Origin of the sequence: Thalassomonas actiniarum (genome assembly GCF_000948975.2) — a bacterium.
GTDB classification, from domain to species: Bacteria; Pseudomonadota; Gammaproteobacteria; order Enterobacterales; family Alteromonadaceae; genus Thalassomonas; species Thalassomonas actiniarum.
Window position 1 is genome coordinate 5,066,199 of record NZ_CP059735.1, and the last position, 23,205, is coordinate 5,089,403.

Consider the following 23,205-nt stretch of genomic DNA (forward strand, 5'->3'; position numbering starts at 1 on the left):
AGGGGAGTACGGGCGAACAGATTTTATCTGAAAGAGTCATTATAATCTGGTAATGAATGCTGCCATCCTTCCGGTAATAGCATTGCGGCGATAAGAATAATAACGCTGCTCCATAGCATAAGTGCAGTGATTTACAGCAGACACCTGCTGTACGCCTACACTGTTCAACTGCAATTTGGCGATCAAGGCTAAATTGCCCAGGTATTTCCCCTGCCCTGTTGACTTAAAGGCAGCGTCGAACATAGCTGATTGCCCGACAAAAGCTTGCCTGACCTCGGCTCCGACCTCAAATGCCTGCTCACCGATACAAGGGCCTAACCAGGCATAAAGCTCCGTATTCCGGCTTTGCATCTTTTGTAAAGTATTCGAAATGATCCCCGCCAGCAAAGGACGCCAGCCGCCATGGATCACCGCAACCTCCTTTCCCTGCCCGCAGGACAATAGAATAGGCAAACAGTCAGCGGTCATTACCGCCAGGGTGACATCCGGATTACGGGTAACCGCGGCATCGGCCACCAGCGGCTGTTCACTGTGACAATGAACCTCAACAACAGTATTGCCGTGAACCTGTTCCAGCCACTGAATTTGGCTGCCCTTTGGTAAGAATTCCTTAAGTGCCTGCCGGTTATTCTCAACCCGGCCAATATCATCACCGACATGCGTCCCCAGATTAAAACTGTCAAAATCAGTAACCGGAGGCTTATCCCTGTGGGGATGCTGACGAGTAGTATTAAAGGCCAGTACATTTGCTACCGGCCAGTCGGGCTGACAAAAATGAGGGTTATCAATATTCACTTTGGTTCAGTTTAGTATCTTCACGCAGCACCTTGGTAAGATAATCAAAATCTTCCGGAATATCGGCATACCAGGTCATCTGCTCCCCGGTGATCGGGTGATAAAGAGATAACATAGCCGCATGCAATGCCTGACGCTTAAAACTTCTTAATACTTCACGCAAGTCATCGGTAGCATTTTTCGGCGGTCTGGGTCTGCCGCCATAAACAGGATCTCCCACCAAAGGGTGGGTGATATGCGCCATATGTACACGAATTTGGTGGGTACGGCCGGTTTCCAGGCGCAGGCGCAACCGGGTATGCAAACGATATTTTTCCAGCACCCGGTAATGGGTCACCGAAGGACGGCCGGAAAAAGTGACCGCCATATGGGTGCGTTTAGTGGCATGACGTCCTATGGGTTCGTCCACCACGCCACCTGCGGTCATCAAACCATTGGCTATGGCTTCATATTCACGGGTAATTTCCCGGGCCTGCAAAGCTTCAACCAGGTTGGTTTGCGCGGCGATAGTTTTCGCCACCACCATCAATCCGGTGGTGTCTTTATCCAGGCGGTGGACAATACCGGCCCGGGGGACAATTTCCAGTTCAGGGCAATGATGCAGCAAGGCATTTAATACCGTACCGTCCGGGTTACCGGCGCCGGGATGGACTACCAGGCCAGCAGGTTTGTTGATAACCAGGATGTCGTCATCTTCATAGACGATGTCAAGCGGGATATCCTGGGGATCAAAACGCACTTCCGCTTCAATTTCTGCGTTTATGGCAATATGCTCCCCACCAAACATTTTTTCCCTCGCCCGGGTGATCACATCCCCGTTAACAGTGACCTGGCCGGCCAAAATCCATTCTTTTAACCGGGAACGTGAATAATCAGGAAACATTTCCGCTAATGTTTGGTCTAAACGTTTTCCCAAACACGATTCAGGAACAACTTCTTTATGTTGAATTATCTCAGCCATTAAACTCTCAATTAATTAGCACTGTGCAAGGCATGATTGCTGGGTTAGAATGCAATTGTGTATTTTACCCCTTTATGAGGGGCTTTCATATTTATTTTAACTAAAACAAAGTAGTGATATTGAAGTCTATGGAAAAACTGACAATTAAAATGATGTTATTGGCACTGGCGCTGGGGCTAGGCGGGTGTTCATCATCAGATGATAATGATATTGACAAGGTGCCGGACAAGTCGGCGCAGGCCTTATCTGCCGATGCCAGAGAAGCATTAGATAACGGTTTATATCAAAAAGCCATCCAAATTCTTTCCGCCATTGATTCGCGTTTTCCTTTTGGCCCTATTTCCCATCAGGTACAGCTGGATTTACTTTACGCTTATTACAAAAGCGGCGATGCCGCTCAGGGCGTGGCGTTAGCCGACCGCTTCCTTAGACTTAACCCCACTCATCCGAATATAGATTATGTTTATTATATGCGCGCCTTGATCAATCAGGCCACCGAAGCCAACTTATTCCAGGATTTGGCCGGCATCGACAGATCGGATCGCGATCCCACTGCCTCACGGGAAGCCTTCAATGATCTGAAAAAAGTACTCAGTGAGTATCCGGAAAGTAAATACGCCGCCGATGCCCGCAAACGTATGATAGGGATCAAATCTCGTCTGGCTAAATATGAATTAGCCGTCGCCCGCTTTTATTTAAAAAGGGAAGCCTATGCTTCCGCAGCCAACCGGGGCCGCTATATAGTCGAGTATTTCTCTCCCAGTGATGAAGTCGAGCAGGCACTGGAGATCATGATTGAATGTTACGACCAGCTTAATCTTGAAGATCTTAAGCGTAACTCTAAACAGGTTTTAGCGGTAAACTATCCCGATAATCCTCTGGTTGCCAACTAAGCCCGGTTTCAGTTTTTCTTTATCAAGCAACTGATGTTCAGTCAGTTGCTTTTTCTCAATCGTTTTCTGCTAACCAGCCAAAATATCTATGTCGCGGCAACTAGATAGCCGATTCATTTTCTTCGCCGGTACGGATACGGATCACCCGGTCAACATCGGTGACAAAAATTTTCCCGTCACCAATTTTTCCCGTTTGCGCCGTCTGGATAATCGCTTCAACACAACGCTCAACATCATCCGCTGCCACAACAATTTCCAGTTTCGCTTTCGGCAAAAAATCCACCATGTATTCAGCACCACGATAAAGCTCAGTATGACCCTTTTGCCGCCCGAAGCCTTTAACTTCAGACACCGTCATACCGGTAATACCTATTTCCCCCAACGCTTCCCTGACATCATCCATTTTAAAAGGTTTAATAATCGCTTCTATTTTTTTCATGGCCTTTTTCCAAAGTTATCTGTTGATAATTAATCTTAACATCCCTGAATCCTTGCGACCAGAAGAGCAAGCTTAGTAATCCAGCAATATTTTCATTCACTTAGTTCAGTTTCACGGTAATAGCATCATACTAAAATCATGAACTATTAACGGCGGTACTGTCCATGTTAGCCGTTAATTTGTTACACTTCCCATTAAATTTAGCTCATTGTGATGTATAACGAGGAAACTCCATGGATCAGCAGTTGATCATTGCAGAAATGAAAGTACTACCTGAAATTGATGTCGACTTCGAAATCAGGCGCCGTATCGACTTTATCAAAAAGCAGCTGGTAAACTCGGGATTAAAAAATCTGGTATTAGGTATCAGTGGCGGTGTTGATTCATCAACCTGTGGCCGCCTGGCCCAGCTTGCGGTTGATGAGCTGAATAAAGAAAAGGGAAATCACTACCAATTTATTGCCGTTCGCCTGCCGTTTGATGTTCAGGCGGATGAAGAAGATGCCCAACTGGCCCTGAGCTTTATTCAGCCAAGCCAGAGCCTGTCAACCAATATCCTTGCCGGGGCTAACGGTATTCACCAGGAAGCCGTCCAGGCCCTGACCGATAACAACCTACTCGATGCCTCGCCTGCAGCCATCGACTTTGCCAAAGGCAACGTCAAAGCCCGTACCCGTATGGTGATGCAATATCATATCGCCGCCCTGGTAGGGGCCCTGGTATTAGGCACAGATCATTCAGCAGAAAATATTACCGGTTTCTTCACTAAGTGGGGTGACGGCGCATGTGATCTGGTGCCACTGTTTGGTCTTTCCAAGCGGCAGGTCAGGCAAATAGCCAAACACCTGGGAGCGCCCGGACTCCTGGTGGATAAAGCCCCTACCGCAGATCTGGAAGAGTTATCTCCGGGGAAAAAAGACGAAGATGCACTGGGCTTAAGCTATCAACAGCTGGACGACTTCCTTGAAGGAAAAGCCGTCACAAAAGAGGTAAGTGATTTGATCATCAGCATCTATAACAAAACCCAACATAAACGTCAGCCGATCCCCACTATCTATGATTAACCCGTTAATAACAGCCAAAGTGGACAACACTTAAACTAGCAGCACGCGCCGTTAACTGTTATACCTAGTAATAAAGCAACCGCCTGGAGTTTATATGCATAGACAAAGTGGCATCACATTATTTGAATTAATGTTTACCGTGGCTATTCTGGGGATATTAACGGCTATTGCCTTGCCGAACTTCGGTAGCTTCACCGCCCAGTTACGGGTTGATAACGAAATATCAGAGTTGCACCGTTTGCTGCTGGTAGCCCGTAACAACGCCATCAACCTGGGACAAAATGTAACCGTATGCCCTTTAAATGCAAGCTCATCCTGTGACGGTGACTGGCAAGAGCAGGTCAGTGTCTTTACCGACAGCAACAATAACCAAAAATATGAAGCGACCTTAAATGAACAGCTTATCAAGGTTAAAGGGGCCGTAAGTAGTGGCGATCTGCTGCAATATTCCCGTGATGCCTTAACTTATACCCCGGCAGGCAGAACAACCGGCTTAGCCACAGGCACCTTTGACTATTGTCCGCACGGATATAATGATTTATCCCGGGGCATCGTTGTCGCCAGCTCCGGCAGGGCCTATGTCTCTTCAGACATAGATAATGACGGCAAAGACGAAAGCCGCAGCGGCAGCGAAATTACCTGCAGTTAAGCCGTTATTATTTAATAACGGCTTCGTCTTTGCCTGCGCCAACGCTTTGATGCTCCGTTAGCGTACGGTAGCGGCATCTAGCTGGTTTGCCTGGCTGCCTTTAAAGCTGCCATGTAAATCCGCACACTCTCTTACCTGATAGATTTTTTGTTTTTTCCTGCTGCCGGTCACGGTTATACGCTTTCCGGTCAGCTTTTTAATCATATTCAGGCCATCATTTTTTTTGGCATTGACAAAATGTATCACTTCCTCGCCGCCAAATAACTCCACATGGCATTTGAGTTCACTTATCTCCTCTTTGGCCGCCTGGGCTGTGCCGGCCAACATGGCAAAGGCCAATAAAAAGCTCATTTTTTTATAAAATATCATACTAGTGCTCCCAACAGCTTTCCGAAGAGGCGGTTTTCACCAAGGCTTCGTCTATAGATAAAGTCGTACAGTCGGCATCAACTTCAGCCTGGTTACCCTTTGCAGTAGCCTTAAGGTCAAAAGTCGTACCGCCGGCACCGACAATGGCGTCTATACTGTAATTTCCTGACTCCGTGATATAAGGATCTGCCGGCGCCCCCAAATCCGTCATATCTGCGGTATAAGTGCGGTTATCGGCAAAAAACTGCTCTTGTAAAAACGCTAACCGGCTCAATTCCCGCTGGGCTTCACTGCGATTGCTCCGCCCGGTCACATCGACATAAGCCGGATAAACCACAGCAGCCAAAATGGTAATAATAGCCATAGTGATCAAAACTTCTATCAAGGTCAGGCCTTTATATTTCCCACTATAATTCATCATTTGGATTCCGCCACATAAAGATAAGTACGCATGGTTTTTAAACTGATGCCATCGGGTGGATCGTCCGGATCACAATCACCATCACAGCAATCATTGACATCACATAAGGTAAGCGTGCCGGCTCCCGAGCCTTCACCGACACCGACAAATAATAAACGGCTATGGGTTTCATCATCATCTTCGGGGGGAATAATAATAGTAGGCGTATCCGGTACCCTTTCACCGACATTTAAAGTTCGCCAGTTGTAAACCTTAGTGCCAAGTGCCAGATTTACCGCATATAACAAACCGCTACCGGCATTTAACTCACAACTGTTACTGCTGCTGTTGCCCGGGGTAAAAGAGTTAAAGTAGGCGACACCGGCAATTGCCGTCGCAGCCGACATGCTCTTTTCTCCCAACCCGGCAAAGTCAATAAACCAGCCCGACTTTTGACTTACCGCCAGTGCCAGCGACTCTCTCTCCTGGCTGGTCAGGGTTTGTCCAAACGGATCGTTGGTATAATCGTATAAATTTTCTATGGTATAGGGGGCGGGAATATCTTCTGCAATATAAGACTGGGTAAAAATATCGGGATCTTTGACCATAAAAAACTTATCCTCGGTATCCCCGGATGAGGGTGTCGAACGATCACCACTGCCAATTAGTATCGCTTCGTAAGGAGTTTCCTGGCGGCTAACCACTGTAGTGGTATTCCCCTCTTCATCCGTAACCGAGGAAGATTTGGTTTCTTCAATAAAAGTCCTGACAATTGCCGGCTGGCTAAAGAAACGCCTGTCTGTCGAGTTTGTTTCTCCCCCTAATTGCGCCAGTTTAAATACAGTCCAGGGGTTTTCCGAGCTGCCGGGGGCTCCTTCCGGCATATCGACCCGCCAAAGGTTCCCACCACTATCGCCGGCATATAAACGATCGATCAAGCCATCACCATCACTGTCGAGAGTGCCGATAGCCGCCGGTATACTGTCTGAAATACCGGTAAACTGGGTATTGACTCCGCTGCTTGCAGCAGGCGTCAAACTCCACTTTAGGGTGCCCGTCTTCGCATCCACCATATAAATTGCACGCCCGACACTATCGCTGCCACCGACACCACCATTGTCTTTAGAGATGGCATACCCACCGCCAAAAATCAATACCGGCTGCGGTACACCTGACGAGGTATTAAGTTTTGAATAGCCCAGCTGCGGCTGCGACCAGGACTGTCCCAGCTCGCTAAAACCGGCACTGCCGGCATCAAGGTGCCATAATAGTTTAGGAGTATCGGGCAGGGTAATGTCTAAACCGTAATATGAAGAGCCGCCCCGGCGCAGGCCAAAGAAAACCCAAGCCTTATCGCCATTACTACTGCTGATGGAACCATCGCCGTTTTTATCAAGCAGATAGACAACGGGAGAACCGTCGATACCATAAATTTTACCACTTGAGGCATTATTTTCCCGCAAAGAGTTAATATTCGGGAAAAACTCTTTCGGCATAAATGCCCAGCTTTCATCAACGCTGTCGCCGTTATCATCAAACATGTGCAATACGCCGGCATTGGTACCTAGCAAGATCCTGACATCCTGGTTATTACTGGAACCACCATAATTCACTACCAAAGGTTTGGAGTGAAGCGGGTCGGAAAAAACATCAAAACGGATATCGCTTGTTAGCCCATCAAGGTCGCTGTCATCAACATCCATCCCCTTAGACCAGTTGATGGTATCATCAATGTCCTGCTCACTGACATTAAGCACAGCGGCTAAATTTGTACTACCGCCAAAATGATTTTCACTATTGCTGCGGTTAAAAGGCAATAAAGCCCCGGAACTACCGAGATCGCTGTAAATCACCCGATCGGTTTTTCCTCTCAACATTTCAGCCACTCCGCCGGCTTCAACATCCTCACCGTCCGCTTTTGCCGATGTGCTCCAAAAGGTTTTTGCTGTTGTCAGTATATTGCCGTTACTGCCAATCGCCACTTTATCTTCCCGGTCAACCAAACCTGAAGCCGTCACCTTTAATTTTTTCAGGTTGCCCTGCCAGCGGGGTCCCTGGGCAGGTAAAAACATCGCATAATAAACCGAGTCCAAGGTCTCGGTACGATCAAAATTATTAGAAGCAACTGAAGGAGCGGTAAAGCTGGTATTGACGCTTAAAATTTCCAACAAAGCAGATTGCAGCGAAGCTAACAGATCATTGGGATCCGTCGCAGGATAATATTGACCGCCTCCCAATTCTGCCGCTCTACTGAGCAGTTCTTCAGCGCTTTCGGCATCTTTACCAAAACCGACGGTAAATAATGTCGATATTTGATCGCCGTCCATGCTGTCATTAACATCGTTATTGTGCATCCACTGCGCCAACGCCGGCAAATAATTGTTTTGAAACAGGCCCCCCATACCGGGCAAGCCACTGATATTACCGTCAGCCGCCCTGTCTTCAGTCGGTTCGCCATCGGTAATTAATATCACAAAGACTTCATTGCTGCAGCCGCGATAAGGGCTGATATAGCTGCCGGAACTCTCGATAGAAGTATCCCTGGGAGGAGTATTACCTTTATAAGTCGCACCATTATTTGAATCATTGTCGCCAAAATCAACCGACTTGCCTCCTAAATAGCGAGACACTTCATATAAACTTTCACACAAAGGCGTGTTGGTTTCACCGTCAATTTCCAGGTTAATCAGATCAACCAAGTTTTGTCTTACTGTGGCAGTCATTTCCTGAATGCCCATAACGATACGGCCGCCATCCCGGGTATTTTCTCCGGGAAAATTATAGTTAAAGATTTGTAAGCCAAAATCCACCGAAGGTGCTGACTCGATCAGATCGGTAACGGTATCCTTCGCTATTTGCAAACGGGTTAAATCAACATTATCGATAATCTCACTCTGACTCCAGCGCAAATAATTATCACTGTACAAAGTCACCACAGAGCCTGCACCGAATGCGGTATTGGAGGCATTGACATCCGCGGTATAATACACTGGATTTTGTTTCGTCCCCAAACCATCTACCGGATAACCGTCGGGCAAAGCTTCGATGTTACCGCCATTTTTTTCAACGCCGGCATTATCCGGGTCTTGCAACTGAATATCATCGAAACAGTCTAGAACCTGAATATTGGCGCCGTTGTTATCCGGCAATTCCTGCCAACTGCCGTTTTGTCCCTGAAAACTGTACTCTCTGATATAACCTGTATAGCGGCCCACTGTGGCCAGTTTTTCTCTGGCGGTATCACAACTGTTGATGTCCGCAAGAAAGCGACGGGTTTCACTCGGGCTGTCCGGCACAGGTGCGCCGACATCAGGCCCGTCCTGTTTATCAAAATAAATAAAATCTTCCGACAAACTGTTATAGCCGCCAATTGCAGGGTAAGTGGTATTGGGGTCATAAGGGGATTTGACATTTTCTATGGTATTCATGCTGCCGGAATTATCAAAAATAATCAGCACCTGAGGTTTTTTACCAACTCTTTGTGACTGATCGCCAATATAGAGTTCAATGTCTTCACCATAAGAGTGAACACAAAACAAATACACTAAAGCCGATAACATCCATTTTTTCATCACACTTTCCCCACGCTAGGATTAACATCACGGAATAAAATCAAGCAAATATGCCTTTACACTGCTAAGCGTAACCTGCAACGGTTAAAACAACCCCGGCATTGTGTTGACCACAATGTCAGCTTACGGCAGTACTTCCTGGGCGACACCAGAATTTATCTGCACGGCACTGTTGTTATTGCGCCCGTATAATCTGTTTACCTGTATCCTTAAGACATTGCATTTTAATACCTGCGCCGAAGACGCCGATTGGGAATGGGGGCAATCAACCACTAAGTTATTGGTATTGGCGACTGAGATTTGAGCCGTAGTATTATCGGCAGTCACCGCAGGATTTAGCGGGAAAACTCCCAAGGGATAAGCAAAGTCATTAATGCCGTCGGTTTGCGTCACCTGGTTAAAAATAACTTCATCCAGTGAGCTGATAGCCTCCTGGGTGGCAACCACTTTTAACTGACTCGCGCCTGACATCTTAATATCCACCGAGGTATTTTGCATTAATGCTGCAGCAACCGCTGTCAGCGCAATCAGGAACACCAGGGAGACAATTAATACCACCCCTTGCTGTTTTTTTAAGGCCATGTGTCTACCCTCGCATTAGGCAATGTTATCGTCGAACTGAATAACATACGCCGATAGTTATCGCCACTGCCGCCATTAATAAAGTTCACCGCTAAATCCCCCAAGTAATAGGTATTGAGGTTTTCGTAGCTGTCATCCGGTAAAATACTGCGGGCCAGCACAAAAATTTTCACCGCCAATATCCGGATATCCGATTCATTGTCCCAATAGGTATCAAGCATATTGCCTGCGGCAATAAAGGCATTGACAATGCCGTCATTATCACTGTCTACTCCATACATAAACCGTATCATCTCGATACCATCAATGACCTGGTTAAAAAAAACTGGCGGTAGAGTACCGTTTCTCAGCTGTCCCTGCATAAGTGCAGGCACGGTATTTCCGCCCTGGCTATATTCACTGATATAATAAATATGATGTTGATATTCCCAGATTTGCGCATCATTAATGGTGGGGATAGCCGCATCCCCGGCAAAAATAGCCCCGGAGTTGGCATTGGCAATCAAATAATAGCGATCTGCGCTGACACTCGCCGCTGCCACTGGAGCAGAAACAACCCGCTTAATTTGTAACAAATCGGAACCAGTTTTGGCATCGTCGATACAACCCATAGTGGTCGCACTTATCAGGGATGTTCCCCATAATGCCCTGAAGTGTCCGACAGCCAGCGGGAAGCTGGCATTGTTAACACCGTCCCCCACACAGTCACCGGCAATAGCTGCTGGCGAAGAGACTAGCAATCCGGTAGATAAACTCTCCGGCAACTCGCCCCAAAACCCTTGCCTGAGCAAATCATCGGTGAGTAAATTTATCGCAAAACGGCCATTTTCCTGCAATTCACCATAAGTCGTGGTTTCTGACGTCGTTGCCCGGATCCCGACAAAAACACTCAATACCCCGGCAAATAACACCAGGCCGGTTGCCAGTGAAATAAATAACTCAATCAGGCTGAATCCTTGTTGTTTTTTAATCATAAAAACCCCTAAAAAATAAAAGCCTGAATGACTATTTGCCGCCTTTTCTTATTGCTAGTGCCACAAGCAGCTGCAAAAGTACTATTGGCAGCACCTGCATCTGTTGACTCAAAGCGCCCTTCCCAACTGACAACCACAGTGACGCTGTTATTGTTATGAGAGATACAGCCGGTAGCGCCAAGCAGGCCACCAAGGTTGCTTGTGCCACTTTTAACTTCCGAGCCTAATAAGGTTTGCTCCCACTCATAGAGATCATTGGCCACCATTTCCAAAGGGGTACACAAACTTGCTGTTGAATTACACCTGCTGGCAGGAGCCGAGCCGCCCGCACCGTAAGTACCTTCATAATTTTCCAGAAATAATCCAGAGGACTGGTTGATGCGCATACGTTCAATGATGTCTTGCGCCAAAGAAGAAGCCAGCGATCTTTGCATGGCATCAAAGCTGCCTTTTTTGGCGCTGGCCTGGGTGGCAACGGCACCGATAATGCCGGTTACCAGAATGAATAAGGCAATCAGTACTTCAATGAAGGTCATACCGCCATGTTTGGAAATCTTAGGTTTAGCAGTCATAGCGCATCCTTATACCTTATCTTTGCAGGGCCCGGATCCCGCCAGGCTATAATAAAGAATAGAATAAAAAGCAGAAAGGAGGTAAGTTCGGCATACGCCGAATACCTGAAAATATCGCTATATGTGTTAAAAATCACAAAAGTGAACAGCATTAACCCATACCTTTTCTAGTACTGCCGGTGCGACTTCCACAGCGAACCGGCAGCTGATTTATTAGTAAAGTATAGGCTGGAACTTTTTCTGGAAAAAAGTTGAATTGTATAAATTTTTGCCTACCCCTTATGGGGTAAGCCTAGCTTAATTCGGCAGGAACCGCAAATACGATATTTTCTTCCCGACCCGGGTGTTCGATAACCTCATGGCCACCATAACCTTTTAGTGCATCTATCACTTGTTGCACCAGAATATCAGGCGCAGAGGCACCTGCGGTCACCCCGACCTTAGCAGCAGAAGACAGCCAATTGACATCAATATCATCTGCGGTATCAATCAAATAAGATGTCGTGCCCATTTTATCCGCCAGCTCCCGCAAGCGGTTGGAGTTAGAGCTGTTTTTCGCACCAACTACCAGCAACAAATCAACCTGTCCGGCAATGGACCTGACCGCATCCTGGCGGTTTTGAGTGGCATAACAGATATCATCTTTTCGCGGCCCTTTAATTGCCGGAAACTTTGCCTGTAAGGCGTCAATAACATCACTGGTATCATCAACCGACAAGGTAGTCTGGCTGCAGAAATACAATTCATCCGGATTTTTCACCTTCAGGTTTTGCACATCTTCAGCGGATTCTACCAGGTAGATCCCTCCCTGCTCGCTTTCATACTGGCCCATGGTGCCTTCGACTTCCGGATGCCCGGCATGGCCGATTAACACACACTCGATATTTTTCCGGCTGGTCCTGGAAACTTCCATATGCACTTTTGTCACCAATGGACAAGTGGCATCAAAAACTTTCAATCCGCGGCGCTTAGCCTCGTTGCGAACCGCTTTTGAAACCCCGTGGGCGCTGAAAATAACCGTACTGTCGTCCGGAACTTCATTGAGTTCATCAACGAAAATGGCGCCCCTTTCTTTAAGGCCGTTCACGACAAACTTGTTATGAACCACTTCATGGCGCACATAAATAGGGGCATCAAACAGGTCCAGGGCCCGATCAACGATACTGATGGCGCGGTCGACACCGGCACAAAAGCCGCGTGGATTAGCTAAAATAATTTCCATAAATTACCTCGCTATTGAATTTCAACAAGATCAATGACAAAAGTCACCTCTTGTCCGGCTAACGGGTGATTAAAATCTATGGTCACCGAAGAACCGGAAACTTCACGGATCATCCCGGGTAATTCCACATTTCCCGGCTGGGTAAAGGTAATAATATTGCCTACTTTCGCCGGGGCCTCTTCGCTGAACTTACTGATATCCATATAATGGATATTATCCGGATTCACTTCACCAAAGGCATCTTTCGCCTGCAGGGTAAACTCTTTACTTTCACCGGCAGCAAGCCCCAATAACTGGGCTTCAAAGGCAGGAGAGATGCTTTCGTCTCCCATGATGATTTTTGCCGGTTTGTTATTGACCTTAGTGCTGTCCGCCGCAGAGCCGTCAGCCAGCTTCATGGTGATATGCACCACTAAAATCGAGTCTTTTTCAACAACTTGAGCCATTAAATTTTATCCGCTTTACTAAAATTACTTATTGATACTACCGGCGACATTTTCTTTGTCTGAGCCTTTAAAAGAATCCAAAACCATTAATGCCGCGCCGACAAAAATGGCAGAATCAGCGACATTAAAGGCAGGCCAGTGATAACTTCCGACATAAAAATCTAAAAAGTCAATCACATAGCCAAGCAATACCCGATCAAATAAGTTGCCCAGGGCGCCGCTTAACATTAACGCAAAAGCGATGCTTAAAGACTTATTTTCTTTTGGGGTTTTGGCCAGCCAGATCACAAAGATCACACTGGCAACCGTGGCAATGGCGGCAAAAAACCAGCGCTGCCACCCGGCCTGATCGGCAAGAAAACTAAAAGCAGCCCCCAGGTTATGGACATAAGTGATGTTAAAAAACGCCGTCACTTTAATGGACTGATATAAATCCATGCTGCCGGCTACCCAGTATTTAGTGACCTGGTCAATGACCAGGAACACCAATGTTAACCAGATCCAGCGAATGCCTGAATCGGCAAAATTCACTTTCATAAAACTACTCATTGACCCTTAAGCAAATTCCCGCACTTCACCATCGCCTTCGACGTTGGTAATACAGCGGCCACAAAGATCATTATACTGCTCATTGCTGCCAACATCATCAGTATAATGCCAGCAACGCTCACACTTGCTGCCGTTTGACGGAGTAACGCTGAGCCATAAACCTTCGATTTCGGTGGCAACGGCATTTTCCGGCGCACTTTCAACCTGTTCGACACTGGCTTTTGAGGTGATAAGAACAAAGCGCAGTTCTTCACCCAGCAGCTTAATCTTATCGGCTAAGTCTGCGGTTGCATAAAGTTTAACTTCAGCTTCCAGAGCCTTACCGACAATTTTATCTTTACGGGCCAGTTCAAGCGCTTTGTTGACTTCACTGCGCACCAGTAACAGCTCGTTCCAGTAATCATTGTTTAGCTCTACATCCTGGGGCAATTTAGCCAGGCCATCGAACCAGACACCGGTGAAGACGAACTCATCGCGCTCACCGTCTGCTGCTTGCGGCAGTGCCTGCCAGATTTCCTGCGCGGTAAAGGACAACACAGGCGCCATCCAGCGGGTCATGGCTTCGGCGATCAGGTACATGGCGGTCTGACAAGAACGACGGGCAACACTGTTATCTTTCGCGGTATACTGACGATCTTTGATGATATCCAGGTAGAACCCACCCAACTCAGTGGTACAGAAGTTCATTAACTTATGGACCACCTGATGAAATTCATACTCATTGTAGGCGGCAACAATTTCATCTTGCAGCTGAGCCGCTTTATCCACCACCCAGCGATCCAGTGCTACCATATCTTCAAAAGCGACCGAATGCTGCTTAGGATCAAAACCATTGATATTGGCCAGCAGGAAGCGCGAGGTATTACGGATCCGGCGATAAGCATCCGCCTGGCGTTTGAAAATCTCGTCGGAAACGGTAATTTCCTGGGTATAGTTCACCGATGCCACCCATAAGCGCAGGATATCCGCACCGAGTTTATTGGTGATTTGCGCCGGGGTAATCACATTGCCCAAAGACTTAGACATCTTGTGACCGTTAACATCCACGGTAAAGCCGTGGGTTAATACCTGCTTGTAAGGCGCTTTGCCTGTCATGGCAACCGATGACATCATAGAAGACATAAACCAGCCCCTGTGCTGATCTGAGCCTTCCAGGTATAAATCCGCCTGCGCGTCAAATTCTTCACGGGCGTCAACCACGGAATAATGGGTGGTCCCGGAATCAAACCAGACATCTAAAGTATCCGGCACTTTAATATATTCGCCGGCATCATCGCCGATAAGCTCGCTGGCTTCCAAGTCAAACCAGGCCTGTATACCCGACTGTTCCACCTTTTGCGCCACAGTTTCAATCAACTCGATGCTGCGCGGGTGTAAAGCGCCGGTATCCTTATGGATAAACAGGGCAATCGGCACCCCCCAGGTACGCTGGCGGGAAATACACCAGTCAGGACGGCCTTCTACCATAGATTCGATACGGCTTTGCCCCCAATCAGGGATCCACTGGGTATTTTCGATTTCATTTAAAGACGCCTGCCGCAAGGCTTTATTGTCCATGCTGATAAACCACTGCGGCGTGGCACGGAAAATAATCGGCGTTTTATGACGCCAGCAATGAGGATAAGAATGCTCATAGGCATGATGATGCAATAAGGCATTATGCTCTTTTAACGCTTCGATGACGCTGTCATTGGCCTTAAAGACATGCTGCCCGGCGAATAACGGGGTATCTTCAAGATAAACACCGTTGGCACCAACCGGGTTGGCCACTTCAAGGTCATATTCCTTACCGACCACAAAATCGTCAACACCGTGTCCCGGTGCGGTATGAACACAACCGGTACCCGAATCTGTGGTAACGTGCTCACCGCAAATCACCGGCACATTAAAGTCATAAAACGGATGTTTCAGCTCGGTGCGATCCAGCTCTTTACCCAGGCAAAAGCCTAAGGCATGGTATTTATCGATACCAAATCTGTCCATGCAGGACTGCACCAGATCCGATGCCAGGATCAGGCGCTGTTTGCCCTGCTCGGTTTCACACTGTACCAGGGTGTACTCCACTGCGGGGTGCACTGAAACGGCGCGGTTGGCAGGTAAAGTCCATGGGGTGGTGGTCCAGATCACTATGCCGATTTCACCTTCACCGACATGACCTTCAGGATGTGAGAACTTATCGGCAATCCCTTCATCAACCAGGGTAAATTTAACGTCTATGGCAGGTGACTGCTTATCTTTGTATTCCACTTCCGCTTCCGCCAGCGCAGAACCACAATCGGTACACCAGTGCACAGGCTTGAACCCTTGCTGCAGGTGGCCATTTTCGGCAATCTTACCCAGGGCGCGGATGATATTGGCTTCGGTTTTGAAATCCATGGTCAGGTAAGGCTTTTCCCAATCGGCAAAAACACCTAAGCGTTTAAAATCTTCCCGCTGGCCGTTAACCTGCTTGATGGCATATTCGCGACATTTTTCCCTGAACTGGGCCGGCGTCACCTTATGGCCGGGTTTGCCGACCTTCTTTTCCACCATTAATTCAATCGGCAGACCGTGACAATCCCAACCCGGGACAAAAGGAGAATTAAAGTCGGAAAGGGTCTTAGACTTAACAATAATATCTTTGAGGATCTTGTTTACTGAATGGCCCAAATGAATATCACCATTTGCATATGGAGGACCATCATGCAAAATGAATGATTTCTTTCCCTTTTTAGCGGCGCGGATCTTGCCGTACAGGTCTTTTCCTGCCCAGTCCTTAAGCATTTGGGGTTCGCGGTTTGCCATATTGCCTTTCATCGGGAAAGGAGTATCTGGCAGATTCAGGGTATGTTTATAATCGCTCATTTAAATCATTATCCGTTATCATGGGTGTTAACGTAGCCGTTAACCGATTCAGTATCTAAATTGTTTAAATAAGTACGCGCCTGCGCACTATCTTTGCTGATTTGCGTGGTTAATTCACTCAGGGAAGCAAACTTCATCTCATTTCTGAGTTTATGTAACATCACCACTTCTATGCTTTGTCCGTACAAATCAGCGTTAAAATCAAAAATATGGACTTCCAGTTGCTGTCTTATACCGGAAACCGTCGGCCTTGAGCCAATATTGGCAACACCGTAATAAACGCCAAAAGCCGTTTTTACCTGCACCACGTAAACACCGCACACAGGAGAAACCCGGCGTTTAAGCAAGACATTGGCCGTCGGATAACCTAACTGGCGCCCGCGTTTATCGCCGTGAAAAACGCGGCCGAAAATAGAATAAGGGCGTCCCAGCATACGGCGGGCTTCTGCAAAGTCATCCCGCTCCAGCGCCTGACGTATTTCAGTGCTGCTGATGCGGCAATCGGCCAGTTTATAACTGGCGGTATCGGAAACACCAAAACCGAATTCCCGCCCGGCACCGCACAACATGTCAAAATTTCCGGCCCGGTTTTTACCAAAATGAAAATCATCGCCGATAATCAGGTGCTTTATGCCCAGCCGTTTGACCAGTAACTGCTCTATAAAATCTTCCGCGCTCAGGCTGGCAAATTTGTGGTTAAAATTCACACAAATCAAACGTTCTACACCGAGCTCTTGCAATAACAGGTATTTATCGATTAAACGGCTGAGCCTGGCCGGTGCTGTTTGTGGCGCGAAAAGCTCTCTCGGCTGGGGTTCAAACACCATTACCGCCGATGCACAATTTAGCGCCCTGGCTTTTTCCACCAGCGCACAGATCACCCGCCGGTGCCCCAAGTGGACACCATCAAAATTACCTATCGTCAATACGCAACCATGATCTTCTGGCTGAATATTGTGTAACCCCCGAACTAACTGCATCTAGCCGTGAAACCTTAAGCCCTGTTATATACCCGAAAGTATAAGAAGAATAAAAAACCGACGAATTATATATTAGTCGGCAACAAGAATCAGCATATGAACGTCATTTAATGCATTTATTCACAACCAGGTGACGATTTCGCCAGAGCCTGTACCTTAAAATCTTTAAAGCGTACGCCAAAAACAACAATCGCGATAAAATAACTGGCCATGCCGGCAAGGATACAAAACAGCAGTTTTAATACTTGCTGATAAAAGTCCATCGCCAGCCAGGCATCAAAACCCGGAGATAAATAATAAACCACACCAGCCATCACACCGGCTGCCAGCATCAGGCGCAAGACAAAAAAGCCTGACCTGACAGATAAACGGTATACCGACTGGCGTTTTAATCCCTGATAGAGCAAAAAGGCATTAAGGGTCGCCGATAACGTGGTGGCCAGTGCCAAACCGACATAACCTAAAAAAGGCGCCAGCGTCAGGTTAAAGGCCATATTGGCCACCATGGCAATAATGCCGATTTTCACCGGCGTTTTGGTATCCTGACGGGCGTAATACCCGGGGGCCAGCACCTTGATATACATAAAGCTGAGCAAACCCGACAAATAAGCAAACAGGGCAAAGGAAACCTGCTCAACATCCACCTGGGTAAACTCCCCGCGCATAAACAGGATCATGATAATAGGTTGCGCCAGCACCATCAGCCCCGCCAGGGCCGGCCAGCCAAACAGGCTGACCACCTTAATCGACCAGTCCAGAGTATCGCTAAACTCCCCATGGTTTTTGCGCGCATGCAAGCCGGATAAGCTGGGTAAGATCACGGTGGCGATACCAATACCAAATAAGCCCAACGGAAATTCCAGCAAACGATCGGCATAATAGAGCCAACTGACCGAACCTGTGATTAAAAAGCTGGCAATAACGGTATCAAGCAACAAATTAATCTGGGTCACAGAAACCCCGAACAAAGCCGGCACGATCAGTTTACGAATTTTAGTCACCCCTGTTGAGTGCCAGGCCCATTGTGGTCTTACCAAAACCCCGGCCTTGTACAAAAACGGCAACTGGAAAAGAAACTGCACCAAGCCGCCGGCAAAGACCCCCCAGGCCAGGGCATAAGCAGCATTCTCCACATGCGGGCTAAGAAAAATCGTCATGGTGATGATACAGACATTGAGCAGGACAGGGGTAAAGGCGGATACCGCAAATTTCCCCAGGGTATTGAGCACCGCGCCGGCAAGGGCGGTCAGGCTGACAAACCACAAATAGGGAAAAGTGATCTTTAATAAAACAGCGGCCAAATCAAACTTACCGGCATCAGCACCGCCGCTGAGCCATTCACTGAACCAGCCGGGCATAAAGAGGATCACCACCAGGGGAGAAGCAATTACCCCAACCAAGGTGACCAGGGTCACCAAAACTCCCAAAGTCCCCGAGACCTGGGCAATGAGTTTACGGGTTTCGTTCGTGCCCGCTTGTTCATCTTTTGCCTGATATTCGCTCAGTACCGGCACAAATGCCTGGGCAAAAGCCCCTTCGGCAAATAAACGGCGTAAAAAATTAGGAATTTTATTGGCAAAGAAAAAAACATCGGCACTGGCGCCCGTGCCCATGATATTCGCCGTGACCACATCGCGCACTAAACCCAATATCCGGGAAATTAAGGTCATAAAACTGACAATAAGTCCGGATTTGATCAATTTTTTACTCAAAACTCATCCTATCTTATTATTCTATAAATAAATCATTTAACGCCGGTTAGTTAGCGCGAAATATGATGAAAATGCCTGGTAACTTGCCTGCAAAACAGAAACTGCGGTTAACATCGCCGCCTTATCTCTGCTAAAATGGGAAACTGTCAAAGGCCGGCTAGAAAAACATGCATTATGCTACGCCCTTCTGCCGAGTCAACAGAAAGTGGCGGCTAAATGACTTATGTAATTTTATACGTGAAAAGATTTGACAAAACACCAAAAAAAAGGCATATTTCTCCGCCTTAAATTTAGGCTATATTTATTCATATTTTAGGAGTTCACCTTGGCTAACTCAAAGTCCGCTAAGAAACGCGCGGTACAATCAGAAAAGCGCCGTCAACACAATGCAAGTCGTCGCTCTATGATGCGCACTTTAGTTAAAAAAGTAATCGCTGCAATCGAAGCCGGTGACAAAGAAACGGCAACAAAAGAATTTGCTGCTGCTACTCCGATCCTTGATCGTTACGCAAGCAAAGGTCTTATTCACAAAAACAAAGCGGCACGTAGCAAAAGTCGTCTTAACGCAGCTATCAAAGCGCTTTAATGTTTTTATGAAACCATTTAAAAAACCGGCTTCTGCCGGTTTTTTTATGCCTAAAATTCCTCTTTCTCCACGATAGGCTTGCACTGGCCCCGGTTTTTTTCTAGTCTCTACCGGGTATTTTTAACAGGATGATTCAAATGAAATTTTCAAAAGTTGCGGCGGTGGTTGTTGCCGCGGTAGGCCTTTTAAGCGCCTGTAGTGACAACATCACCCCACAACAACAAAAAAGTGCCAGCTTATTACCCGAATATCAGAATAAACTGGATATCTACAAAACCGTTACCCTCAAAGCCGATCTCAGCCACTTATCTGCCAACCAGAAGAAGATGCTGTCTCTGCTGATTGATGCGTCTAAAATCATGGACGGGCTTTTCTGGCAGCAGGCTTACGGGCAAGACAAGGAAGCATTCCTTGCCGGCATCGAAGATGAAAAAACCCGCCGCTTTGCACAAATCAATTATGGCCCCTGGGATCGTCTCAACGGCGACAAACCTTTTATGGCCAATACCGCGGAAAAAGCCCTGGGCGCACAATTTTATCCTCAGGATATCAGCAAGAGCGAACTGGAAAGTGCCGGTTTAAAGGACGAAAAAGGCCTGTACTCTTTGATCCGCCGTGATAGCAAGGGCCAACTCACCGCCATCAGCTACTCCGAGGCCTATGCCGATGAACTCAACCGCGCCGGCGCTATTTTAGAAGAAGCGGCCACCCTGGCCGAAGATAAAGAATTTGCCAATTACCTGCGTATGAGGGCCGAGGCACTGCGCAGCGATAACTACCAGCCATCCGATTTTGCCTGGATGGATATGAAAAATAACCCTATCGATGTCGTGATAGGGCCAATCGAAACCTATGAAGATCAGATGTACGGTTACCGCGCCGCTTTTGAGTCCTATGTCTTGATCAAAGATCAAAGCTGGAGTGAGAAGCTGGCCAAGTTCGCCTCACACCTGCCGGCGCTGCAAAAAGGTTTACCTGTTTCGAAAAAATACAAGCAGGAAATGCCGGGCTCGGATGCCGATCTTAACGCCTATGATGTCATTTATTATGCCGGACACTCAAATGCCGGTGGTAAAACCATCGCCATTAACCTGCCCAATGACGAGCAGGTGCAGCTGGAGAAAGGCACCCGACGCCTGCAGTTAAAAAATGCCATGCGCGCCAAATTTGACGCGATTATGGGCCCTATCGCCGAAACCCTGATAGTACCCGAACAACGCAGCAATGTAACCTTTACCGCTTTCTTCGCCAATACCATGTTCCACGAGGTTGCCCATGGCCTGGGCATTAAAAATACCCTTAATGATAAAGGTACGGTTCGCCAGGCCCTGAAAGAACATGCCTCGGCATTAGAAGAAGGCAAAGCCGATATCCTCGGCCTTTATATGGTCAGACAACTGCTAGAAAATGGGGCGATCACCGAAGGTACCCTGGAAGAGTACTACACCACCTTCCTGGCGGGCATCTTCCGCTCGGTTAGATTTGGCGCCAGCTCCGCCCACGGTAAAGCGAATATGGTGCGCTTTAATTACTTTAAAGAGCAAGGGGCTTTTGACCGCAACGAGCAGGGTTTATACCGGGTCAATATGGAGAAAATGACCGCGGCGATCAATTCCTTATCTGAGCTGATCCTCACCATACAGGGTGACGGCGATTATCAGGGCGTAGATAAGCTGGTAAAAGAGCAAGGTATTATTAACCCTGTGCTGGCGGGCGATCTGGCCCGTTTAGAAGCTGCCAGCATCCCGGTTGATATTGTTTTCAACCAAGGAAAACAAGTACTTGGCCTTTAAGCTAAACTAAGCAACCCTTAGTAACAGCCACTACAAGCCTTAGTGGTGGCTGACTTTCTATCCCCCTGCCCTCTCGACATTTTCCCGCCGGATAAAAATATTTGCTGATATCGCCAATAAGCCATTGATTTTAACTGTTCATTGTTTATAAAGTAACCAATAGTCCTCACCTACAGTTCAGGGATTAACAGTGAAAACATATGATTTCATCATAGTCGGCGCAGGATCTGCCGGATGCGTTTTAGCCGAGCGGTTATCCGCCTGCGGCAAATACAAGGTTTGTGTGCTCGAAGCCGGCCCGAAAGACAACCACTGGAGTATCCACCTGCCCATAGGCGTTATTGGCCTGATGACCAATCATTCCCTGAACTGGCAATACAAATCCGACCGCGAAGCCAGCTTAAACCGGCGCCGGGTCTTTAACCCCAGGGGCAAGACCCTCGGCGGCAGCAGTTCCATCAACGCCATGTTATATATCCGGGGACAAAAGCAAGATTACGATCACTGGGCCGAACTGGGTAACAGCGGCTGGGGATATGATGATGTGCTGCCGTATTTTAAAGCCATGCAGCATCAGGAGCGGGGCCAGGACGACTATCACGGCACCGGCGGGCCGCTCAATGTTGCCGATTCACGTTCAAAACTGCCGGTCAACGATGATTTTATCCTGGCGGCGCAGCAGGCAGGATTTCCCCTCAACCCCGACTTTAACGGCCCAAGCCAGGAAGGCATAGGTTATTACCAGGTCACGCAAAAAAACGGCTACCGCTGCAGCGCCGCCACCGCCTTCCTCACCCCGCACCTGAAGCGGAAAAACCTGACGGTCTTAACCAATGTCCAGGTAGAAAAACTGCAGTTATCGGGCAAACAGGTAACCGGGATCAGCTATTTATCCAAGGGCAGGCGCTACCAGCTCAGAGCAACAAAAGAAGTCATTTTAAGCGCCGGAGCCTTTAACTCGCCGCAACTGTTGATGTTATCCGGCATAGGGCCCGAAAATGAGCTAAAACAGCATAACATCGAAGTCAAACATGCCCTTGAAGGGGTCGGACAAAACCTGCAAGATCATGTCGATGTCCTGGTGGTCAACCGCCACAACCGCTATGACTTGCTCTCTTTCAGGCCCGGAGCCATCTTGTGGGCCATCAAGGAAAGCTGGAAATTTATCACCAAGCGCAGCGGTTTATTGACTTCTTCGGTGTGTGAATCCGGCGGTTTTATCAAATCCCACCCCAATATCTCCCGTCCCGACCTGCAGTTTCATTTTATCCCCGGGGCCATGGACGATCACGGCCGCAACAGCAAGATGCTCTTTAACTATGGCATTGCCCTGCATGTATGCCTGTTAAGGCCAAAAAGCCGCGGCAAGGTCGGTTTATTCGGCAACAAGGCTTACCTGCACCCCAGGATTGAACTGAAAATGCTCGATAACAAATACGATCTCGAGAAAATGACGGCTGCGGTAAAAATTGCCCGCGAAGTGCTTGACCAGCCTCCCTTAAGCGACAATAACGGCCAGGAACTTATTCCCGGCAGCCACTGCCAAAGTGATGACGATATCAAGACTTTTTTGCAACAAAAAGCCAATACCATATACCACCCCGTGGGTACCTGTAAAATGGGCCAGGACGAGCTGGCTGTAGTCGACGCCTCGTTAAGAGTCCATGGTTTACAAGGACTAAGGGTTGTTGATGCCTCAATTATGCCTACCATTATCAGCGGCAATACCAATGCGCCAACCATGATGATAGCGGCAAAAGCGGCAGATATGATACTCGATAATTATTCGTAATCATTGTCTGG

At 47.7% G+C, this 23,205-nt stretch carries 21 protein-coding genes; 6 read left to right on the forward strand and 15 right to left on the reverse strand.

Translation table 11 applies throughout. The annotated features are described in order from the left end of the window. Positions 1-39: 39 nt before the first annotated feature. Both pgeF and rluD read right to left on the reverse strand, forming a co-directional pair. Positions 40-795 (reverse strand): peptidoglycan editing factor PgeF, encoded by a 756-nt coding sequence (pgeF, locus tag SG35_RS22175; RefSeq protein ID WP_044830327.1) that lies wholly within the window; start codon positions 793-795, stop codon positions 40-42. Next, complete coding sequence (gene rluD / locus SG35_RS22180; RefSeq protein WP_044830328.1) at positions 785-1,756, reverse strand: 23S rRNA pseudouridine(1911/1915/1917) synthase RluD; 972 nt, start codon at positions 1,754-1,756, stop codon at positions 785-787. The genes pgeF and rluD overlap by 11 nt, the downstream gene beginning before the upstream one ends. A 128-nt stretch (positions 1,757-1,884) precedes the next feature. Here rluD and SG35_RS22185 point away from each other — a divergent pair, with 128 nt between their 5' ends. Then, on the forward strand, positions 1,885-2,649 hold the full coding sequence (locus tag SG35_RS22185; RefSeq protein ID WP_044830329.1) for an outer membrane protein assembly factor BamD: 765 nt from the start codon (positions 1,885-1,887) through the stop codon (positions 2,647-2,649). 100 nt (positions 2,650-2,749) lie between these two features. On the opposite strand, the gene glnB is transcribed toward SG35_RS22185, so the two are convergent. Beyond that, positions 2,750-3,088, reverse strand: a complete 339-nt coding sequence (gene glnB, locus SG35_RS22190; protein WP_044830330.1) for a nitrogen regulatory protein P-II — start codon at positions 3,086-3,088, stop codon at positions 2,750-2,752. Between the two features lie 233 nt (positions 3,089-3,321). On the opposite strand from glnB, the gene nadE reads away from it, so the two are divergent. Beyond that, complete coding sequence (gene nadE / locus SG35_RS22195) at positions 3,322-4,152, forward strand: ammonia-dependent NAD(+) synthetase (protein ID WP_044830331.1); 831 nt, start codon at positions 3,322-3,324, stop codon at positions 4,150-4,152. A gap of 94 nt (positions 4,153-4,246) precedes the next feature. Continuing rightward, entirely contained in the window at positions 4,247-4,801 is a 555-nt protein-coding gene (locus tag SG35_RS22200) for a GspH/FimT family pseudopilin (protein ID WP_044830332.1), read from the forward strand. A 57-nt stretch (positions 4,802-4,858) separates the two neighbouring features. On the opposite strand, the gene SG35_RS22205 is transcribed toward SG35_RS22200, so the two are convergent. The 12 genes from SG35_RS22205 to murJ all read right to left on the reverse strand — a co-directional run bounded on the left by SG35_RS22205 (position 4,859) and on the right by murJ (position 19,023). Next, the gene (locus SG35_RS22205) at positions 4,859-5,170 is read right to left on the reverse strand and encodes a TapY2 family type IVa secretion system protein (protein ID WP_044830333.1); all 312 of its coding nucleotides are present in this window, start codon (positions 5,168-5,170) and stop codon (positions 4,859-4,861) included. A gap of 1 nt (position 5,171) precedes the next feature. After that, complete coding sequence (locus SG35_RS22210; RefSeq protein ID WP_236702493.1) at positions 5,172-5,591, reverse strand: type IV pilin protein; 420 nt, start codon at positions 5,589-5,591, stop codon at positions 5,172-5,174. Continuing rightward, positions 5,588-9,142: a pilus assembly protein gene (locus tag SG35_RS22215; protein ID WP_044830334.1), complete on the reverse strand. Its 3,555-nt coding sequence runs from the start codon at positions 9,140-9,142 to the stop codon at positions 5,588-5,590. Before SG35_RS22215 ends, SG35_RS22210 begins: the two co-directional genes overlap by 4 nt. Before the next feature lie 123 nt (positions 9,143-9,265). After that, complete coding sequence (locus SG35_RS22220; protein ID WP_044830335.1) at positions 9,266-9,724, reverse strand: pilus assembly PilX N-terminal domain-containing protein; 459 nt, start codon at positions 9,722-9,724, stop codon at positions 9,266-9,268. Further along, positions 9,715-10,698, reverse strand: a complete 984-nt coding sequence (locus SG35_RS22225) for a PilW family protein (RefSeq protein ID WP_044830336.1) — start codon at positions 10,696-10,698, stop codon at positions 9,715-9,717. The genes SG35_RS22220 and SG35_RS22225 overlap by 10 nt, the downstream gene beginning before the upstream one ends. 8 nt (positions 10,699-10,706) lie before the next feature. Further along, positions 10,707-11,270: a type IV pilus modification protein PilV gene (gene pilV, locus SG35_RS22230; RefSeq protein ID WP_044830337.1), complete on the reverse strand. Its 564-nt coding sequence runs from the start codon at positions 11,268-11,270 to the stop codon at positions 10,707-10,709. Between the two features lie 292 nt (positions 11,271-11,562). Beyond that, on the reverse strand, positions 11,563-12,492 hold the full coding sequence (gene ispH / locus SG35_RS22235) for a 4-hydroxy-3-methylbut-2-enyl diphosphate reductase (RefSeq protein WP_044830338.1): 930 nt from the start codon (positions 12,490-12,492) through the stop codon (positions 11,563-11,565). Positions 12,493-12,503: 11 nt separating this feature from the next. Continuing rightward, the gene (fkpB, locus tag SG35_RS22240; protein ID WP_044830339.1) at positions 12,504-12,938 is read right to left on the reverse strand and encodes an FKBP-type peptidyl-prolyl cis-trans isomerase; all 435 of its coding nucleotides are present in this window, start codon (positions 12,936-12,938) and stop codon (positions 12,504-12,506) included. 24 nt (positions 12,939-12,962) lie between these two features. Continuing rightward, positions 12,963-13,475 carry a signal peptidase II gene (lspA, locus tag SG35_RS22245; RefSeq protein ID WP_044830555.1) on the reverse strand — a complete coding sequence of 171 codons (513 nt, stop codon included), beginning with the start codon at positions 13,473-13,475 and terminating at the stop codon, positions 12,963-12,965. Positions 13,476-13,493: 18 nt separating this feature from the next. Next, entirely contained in the window at positions 13,494-16,331 is a 2,838-nt protein-coding gene (gene ileS / locus SG35_RS22250) for an isoleucine--tRNA ligase (RefSeq protein WP_044830340.1), read from the reverse strand. 8 nt (positions 16,332-16,339) lie between these two features. Continuing rightward, positions 16,340-17,311, reverse strand: a complete 972-nt coding sequence (gene ribF / locus SG35_RS22255) for a bifunctional riboflavin kinase/FAD synthetase (protein WP_044830341.1) — start codon at positions 17,309-17,311, stop codon at positions 16,340-16,342. 116 nt (positions 17,312-17,427) lie between these two features. Further along, entirely contained in the window at positions 17,428-19,023 is a 1,596-nt protein-coding gene (murJ, locus tag SG35_RS22260; protein WP_044830342.1) for a murein biosynthesis integral membrane protein MurJ, read from the reverse strand. A gap of 325 nt (positions 19,024-19,348) precedes the next feature. On the opposite strand from murJ, the gene rpsT reads away from it, so the two are divergent. From rpsT to SG35_RS22275, 3 genes are all read left to right on the forward strand, one after another. Next, complete coding sequence (gene rpsT / locus SG35_RS22265; RefSeq protein ID WP_044830343.1) at positions 19,349-19,609, forward strand: 30S ribosomal protein S20; 261 nt, start codon at positions 19,349-19,351, stop codon at positions 19,607-19,609. A 128-nt stretch (positions 19,610-19,737) separates the two neighbouring features. Next, on the forward strand, positions 19,738-21,402 hold the full coding sequence (locus SG35_RS22270; RefSeq protein ID WP_201777737.1) for a dipeptidyl-peptidase 3 family protein: 1,665 nt from the start codon (positions 19,738-19,740) through the stop codon (positions 21,400-21,402). A 190-nt stretch (positions 21,403-21,592) separates the two neighbouring features. Further along, positions 21,593-23,194, forward strand: coding sequence for a GMC family oxidoreductase (locus tag SG35_RS22275; protein WP_044830345.1), 1,602 nt, complete (start codon positions 21,593-21,595; stop codon positions 23,192-23,194). The last annotated feature ends 11 nt before the right edge of the window (positions 23,195-23,205 follow it).